Source organism: Paraburkholderia sp. J10-1 (assembly GCF_905220165.1).
In the GTDB taxonomy this organism is placed as follows: domain Bacteria; phylum Pseudomonadota; class Gammaproteobacteria; order Burkholderiales; family Burkholderiaceae; genus Paraburkholderia.
In genome coordinates this window covers 501,131-507,213 of the sequence record NZ_CAJMYW010000004.1, presented here as the reverse complement: position 1 = coordinate 507,213, position 6,083 = coordinate 501,131, and the positions used below count along the sequence as shown (strand labels likewise).

Here is a 6,083-nt window from a genome sequence, read left to right as displayed (position 1 = left end):
CGCGTCAAGGCTCGAAGCGCTCAGCGCGCCGTTGGCCACGTTGTGCAGCGCGACTGCCGAAGTGGCACCCGTGCCGCCCAGCGTCACCGAGTTATGTGCCGACGAGTCGTACAGAACCGCATCGTTGAGCTTGCCGTTGATGTTCGTGATCTGGCCGTTGAGTGTCGTCACATCACCCGAGAGCGTCGAGATGTTGCCCTGGATGGTCGTCACGTCACCGGCGAGGTTCGTGACGTTGCCCGCGAGGTTCGACACGTTCGTGTTGGTCGCGTACAGCTGCGAACCGTTCACCGCGTCCAGGCTCGAAGCGCTCAGCGTGCCGTTGGCCACGTTGTGGAGCGCCACTGCCGCGCTCGCGCCCGTGCCGCCCAGCGTCACCGAGTTATGTGCCGACGAGTCGTACAGCACCGCATCGGCCAACTGGCCCTGCATGTTCGTGATCTGGCCGTTGATGGTCGTCACGTTGCCCGCAAGGTTCGACACGTTCGTGTTCGTCGCATACAGCTGCGAACCGTTCACCGCGTCGAGGCTCGATGCGCTCAGCGTGCCGTTGGCCACGTTGGTCAGCTTCACTGCCGCAGACGCGCCCGTGCCGCCCAGCGTCACCGAGTTATGTGCCGACGAGTCATACAGAACGGCATCGTTGAGCTTGCCGTTGATGTTCGTGATCTGGCTGTTGATGTTCGACACGTTACCTTGCAGCGTAGTGACATTGCCCTGAAGGGTCGTCACGTTGCCTGCCAGATTCGACACATTGGTGTTGGTCGCGTACAGCTGCGAACCGTTCACCGCGTCAAGGCTAGATGCACTTAGCGCACCGTTGGCCACGTTGTGCAGTGCTACTGCCGCGCTCGCACCCGTGCCGCCCAGCGTCACGGAGTTGTGCGCCGACGAGTCGTACAGAACGGCATCGACGGAGCCTCCGCTGATGTTCGTGATCTCGCTGTAGAGATTCGAGATATCCGACGTGTTCTTCGTAACCTGCGTGTTCGTCGCAAAAAGTTGCGAGCCATTCACCGCGTCCGTGCTGGCCGCCGTCACCTGGCCTGCCGCCACGTTCGTGACCGTGCGCTCGTAGCCCGAAGCGCCAACGCTCACCGTGCCCGTCGGGCTCGTACCCGCGTAGGTGTAAGTCGTGCCGCCGATCACGCCACTTGCCGTACCCACAGCCGCGCTCGTGGTCGCTCCGTTGCCCAGTGCAACGGAGTTCGCAACCGAAGCGTTCGCAGCATTGCCAATCGCGATCGCGTTGGCCGCCGAGGCCGCCGCCTGCGGACCGATTGCCGTGCTGTTCGTGCCCGTTGCCGACGAGTCTGCCAGCGTCGAGTTCGTATGGAAGTACTTGATCCCGCCGCCGTTGTTGATGTTGTTGACGGTGTTCGAGAGGTTCGTGACGTTCGTGTTCGTCGCGTACAGCTGCGAGCCGTTCACCGCATCAAGGCTCGAAGCGCTCAGCGTGCCGTTCGCCACGTTGTGCAGCGCCACCGCCGAGGTCGCGCCCGTGCCGCCCAGCGTCACCGAGTTGTGCGCCGACGAGTCGTACAGCACCGCATTGGCCAGTTGGCCTTGCATGTTCGTGATCTGGCCATTGATGGTCGTGACGTTGCCTTGCAGCGTCGTGACGTTGCCCTGCAGCGTCGTGACCTGGCCTTGAAGCGTCGTGACCGAGCCCTGAAGATTCGAGATGTTGGTCGAGTTGACCGTAACCTGCGTGTTGGTCGCGTAGAGCTGCGAGCCGTTCACGGCATTGGTGCTCGCCGCCGTCACCTGGCCCGCCGCCACGTTCGTGATCGTACGCTCGGTATTCGCCGCCCCCACGCTGACTGTACCGGTCGGGTTCGTGCCCGCGTAGTTGTAGGTCGTGCCGCCGATCACGCCGCTCGGGGTACCGACCACCGTGCCGGTGGTCGCACCGTTACCCAACGCCACAGAGTTCGCAACCGAGGCGTTTGCACCGTTGCCGATCGCCACCGAGTTCGTGTTCCCGGCATTCGCTCCGCTGCCCATTGCCAGCGAGGTAGCACCTCCAGCCACTGCACTGCTGCCCATCGAAATCGCGCTAACGCCCGAGGCAACCGCGTTTACGCCCAACGCCAAGGCGTTCCCTGCCGAAGCAGTCGCCGCATAGCCCAATGCGAGCGCCGTAGACCCCGTGGCCAGAGAGGCCGTGCCGATTGCAATCGTAGAGGCGGCCGACGCGGTTGCGTTAATACCCATTGCAATGGAATTGCCGCCCGAGGCAACCGTGTGGTAGGTATTGCTGCCGGCACCTATTGAGATATCGCCGCTAGAAGTCGCACTGCTTCCAGTACCGATGGAAAGTGCAGCACTAGTGCCGTTACCGCCAATGTTGCCGCCATCGAGGGCAGACGCGGCCGCGCTCAGCGACACAGCGGCAAGCCCGACAGCCGCAGAGCATCTCAACACCAACGCAGACGACGCCTTCTTCTTGCGGCCGGTGGCCAATTCCGAAGCGGCGACCCACGTCCCCGTCGCTTCATTCCAAACTGAACGATATGTCCTGTTCATTTAGCAATCCCAATTAATCTATAAAGATATTCAAAAAAGATTTGTGTGTCCGTTCCCAGCTGAAGCCTCGTTCAGACCGGCTCGAATTGCTTCGCTTCGCGACGAATCCCGGCGAAGCGCGAATCATTGATTTGTTTATGCAGTTCAGTCTGACGTGCCGCTCGACTCCATGTACGTAGTTTCTGCTCCGACAGCATCGGAACCAATCGGAGGAATTCGATTACGCGAAATGCAGCGCCACATGCAGCGGGCGGATAAAGACGAATCACGGACGGCGCTGCCAGACGGCGAATGCCACGTCGCCGTCGCAACTGAACATTCCCGTCTATCGGGTGCTCCCCAATGGGCGGCGAGCAGGCGTGCGATCCATGTCGGATGTGCGCACACTCTTCCCGCTATGAAGCATGCGATGTTACGGAGGAGAAGAGGCGAGACGTATCAGAGAACTCTTAATTTCTCTGCATCGCACCGGGGAATAGAGCTAATGCAAAACGAAATATTAAGAATGTTTTAAATGCACGATGTCGCAATGCGCGGCGCTGCGCCGGTCAATGCTGTCCGTGAAGCAAGTCCAGGGTGAACGACTGCCGGAAAACCGTTCGCCGCACCAACCGCGACGTGCAGTGGAGAACGAACCATCGCAACGGCGCGGCCGGCCGGCGCAAGCACCGCAAGGGGGAAGTTGACTGGTGAAGCTAGTGGAAGGACACGTCGAGAGACGTGCCTGACAGAGATAGATGCGAGCGCCGCCGCGACGAGTGGCGCACGAATGCAAGAATTGGCCGAGCTGGCAAGGACTCGCCTTGCCGTCTGGTTTAGTAGCGGGACGACTGCGAAGCGATAGCTCGCCACGTACCATCGCGCCGGACGAATACGTCGGTGAAGGTGTAGTTCTGCGGCTCATCGGTCGCAACGTGGCGGTACTGATTGACCCCCGTCACCACGGCCGTATCGCCATTGAATCGCACCTCGACGTCGGCCAGAGTTTGCGACGAACCAGGTGCGGGCGGCGGGGCGACCAACACATCCGACTTCGAACGGCGTTGACCATTGGCAGTCGTTTCGACGTACGAATTGTCGAGCAGACGGTCCAATACCGCCTTGTCGCCCTTCGCGGTGGCGCGCACCCAGGTTTGCTCCACCTGCTGAATCGCCGCTTCATCTGTCACCGGCTCCCTGGATTGGGCACCCGCACTGGCAAGCACGAGCCCCGCTGCAGCAGCCAGGAGTAGGCGTTTCATCATCTTGGATTCCTCTCTCTACATGACCATTCGGATCGCGAGCCTAACAAACGCAAGCGAGCGCAACCAGTTACGCAGCCCGAACTGTGTTCGAATCGGCTAACAAGATTGATCTTAGTTAAGCGGTTCGTCCGATCACATAGGAGGAATTCGAAAGGCAAATCGGTTCTCGATCTGCCTTTCGATTCAGCGAAACGCGTTGATGCGGTCCCGCGTGTCCCTGGCAGCCGTTGCAGCTGCCTGCGCGTAGTCTTCGCCCTTGCTCGCGTAAATGATCGCGCGCGACGAGTTGATGAGCATGCCCGTGCCGTTTGCAGTGCGGCCCGCCTTCACGGTCGACTCGACATCGCCGCCTTGTGCGCCGATGCCCGGAATCAGCAGCGGCATGTCGCCTACGATCGCACGCACGGTCTCGATCTCCTTCGGGAACGTCGCGCCCACCACGAGGCCAAGCTCGCCGCTGGCGTTCCACTTTTGCGCCGCGAGCGAGGCCACGACCTGATAAAGCGGCTTGCCGTCAACCGTCAGGAACTGCAGATCGGAACCGCCAGGGTTCGACGTGCGGCACAGCACGATCACGCCCTTGCCCTTATGCGCGAGCCACGGCTCGATCGAGTCGAAGCCCATATACGGATTGACCGTCACCGCGTCCGCTTTGAAGCGTTCGAACGCTTCGCGCGCGTACTGCTCGGCGGTGCTGCCGATGTCGCCGCGCTTGGCGTCGAGAATGACGGGCAGGCCCGGATGCTTTTCGTGGATGTGCGCAATCAGCGCTTCAAGCTGATCTTCGGCGCGGTGCGCGGCAAAGTACGCGATCTGCGGCTTGAACGAGCTCGCATAAGGCGCCGTGGCGTCGACGATATCGCGGCAGAACTCGAAAATCGCGTCGCTGCGGCCGGCCAGCGCGGCCGGGAATTTCGTCGGCTCGGGGTCGAGGCCCACGCACAGCAGAGAGCCAGTGCGCTGCCAGGCGGCGCCGAGGGTCTGGGTGAAGGAGGTCATGATAGGAAGCTCGCAGCGAGCCGAATAAGGAAAACGGCGCGTATTTTACCCGGCTGAGGATCTCCGGCCGCGCCACGCCACCTCCGGCGCGGCCGCGAGACGAATCATCGGACGAAATGAGCGCGTAGCGCCGCCATGCGTCAGGCCCGCGAGCGTGCGCCCTTGCCGCCGCGCGTCCCCGCCCGGCCGCGCGCTCCGGCGCGATGCGGGCTCGCCGCCGCGCGCATGTCCATGCGTTCGACAGTGAACGAAAAACGCCGCACGAGCCGCTCCCCATGCGCGAGCACGGTCATGCCGTTCGCGTCGCCACCGCCGCGCAGATTCATCGCATTGATCGGATGATCGACGGGCTCGAAGCAGAAGAAGTCCGCGCCGGGCGGCGTATAGAGCACGTAATAGTCGGTGTTGGCGCAGATCGAAAGCGAGAGCCGGCGGCGCTCCCACACCACGGCGGCACGTCCGCTCCAGCCGCTGAACGCATGGTTCACGAGCTGCGCCGGCAGCGGATAGGCAATACCGAATTGCCAGGCAGGCGGCGCGGGCACGTGGCGCACCGGCAGCCAGTCCTGGCCCGAGAGCCACAGGCCGCTTGCGGGTGCGGAGAGTTCGGTGCTGGCGTCACGCGCGAGGAAAGGATGCACGCCGAGGCCGAACGGCAGCGCGTCGCGGCCCGTGTTCTCCACTTCAAGGGCGATCGTGAGCGTGGCGCCGTCGAGCGCGTAGGTGAGCGCCGAGCGGTACGAATAAGGTTCGCCGTCGCTGCGGTCGAGCACGAGCCGCACATTTTCTCGATCAGCGCTTTCGACGCTCCACGGTGCGAGCCAGCCGTCACCGTGAATCGGCAGCGGTTCGCTCGCGCGATTGCGCGGCACTTCGATATCGCGTCCGCCAAAGTGAAAGCGCCCCTCGCCAATGCGATTCGAATACGGCAGCAACGGATAGCATGCAAGCTCGTTCGGGTCCATGCGCGCGCTCACGCGCTCGCAGCGGCGAAACACGGGTTCGAGCGCACCTTCGCTGCGCCAGTCGAAGCGTGTGATTCCGCCGCCCAGTTGGGGCGCGACGTCGAGCCTCAGATACGCGTTCGCGAGCGTCACGCAGGCCACGTCGCTCGAGCCGGCCGCGCCGATGGCCACCGCCGAAGTGCTTGGCCCCGGCATGACAGGATGGGTGGCGGCTTCGAGCCGCGCGCGGCGCGCGGCGGCGGCAGGCGAGACAACGGGCGCGGAAGACGGCGCGCTTGCGGCAGCGCCTGCATGAGTGGTGGAACGGGGGGATCGACGCACAGCGGAATTCGCGACGCTCATAAGA

At 63.0% G+C, this 6,083-nt stretch carries 4 protein-coding genes and 1 pseudogene; all 5 read right to left on the bottom strand.

From position 1 onward, the window contains the following. A partial coding sequence (locus U5A65_RS17440; protein WP_415765076.1) for a beta strand repeat-containing protein occupies positions 1–2,049 on the bottom strand: 2,049 nt, incomplete at its 3' end. A gap of 39 nt (positions 2,050–2,088) precedes the next feature. Beyond that, positions 2,089–2,529, bottom strand: a pseudogene (locus tag U5A65_RS40960) (ESPR domain-containing protein); the annotation flags it as partial. Between the two features lie 815 nt (positions 2,530–3,344). Beyond that, on the bottom strand, positions 3,345–3,773 hold the full coding sequence (locus tag U5A65_RS17435) for a nuclear transport factor 2 family protein (RefSeq protein ID WP_321907780.1): 429 nt from the start codon (positions 3,771–3,773) through the stop codon (positions 3,345–3,347). A gap of 183 nt (positions 3,774–3,956) precedes the next feature. Continuing rightward, positions 3,957–4,772 (bottom strand): orotidine-5'-phosphate decarboxylase, encoded by an 816-nt coding sequence (pyrF, locus tag U5A65_RS17430; protein WP_321934300.1) that lies wholly within the window; start codon positions 4,770–4,772, stop codon positions 3,957–3,959. A 140-nt stretch (positions 4,773–4,912) separates the two neighbouring features. After that, positions 4,913–6,079: an aldose 1-epimerase gene (locus U5A65_RS17425; protein ID WP_321907776.1), complete on the bottom strand. Its 1,167-nt coding sequence runs from the start codon at positions 6,077–6,079 to the stop codon at positions 4,913–4,915. Positions 6,080–6,083: the final 4 nt, after the last annotated feature.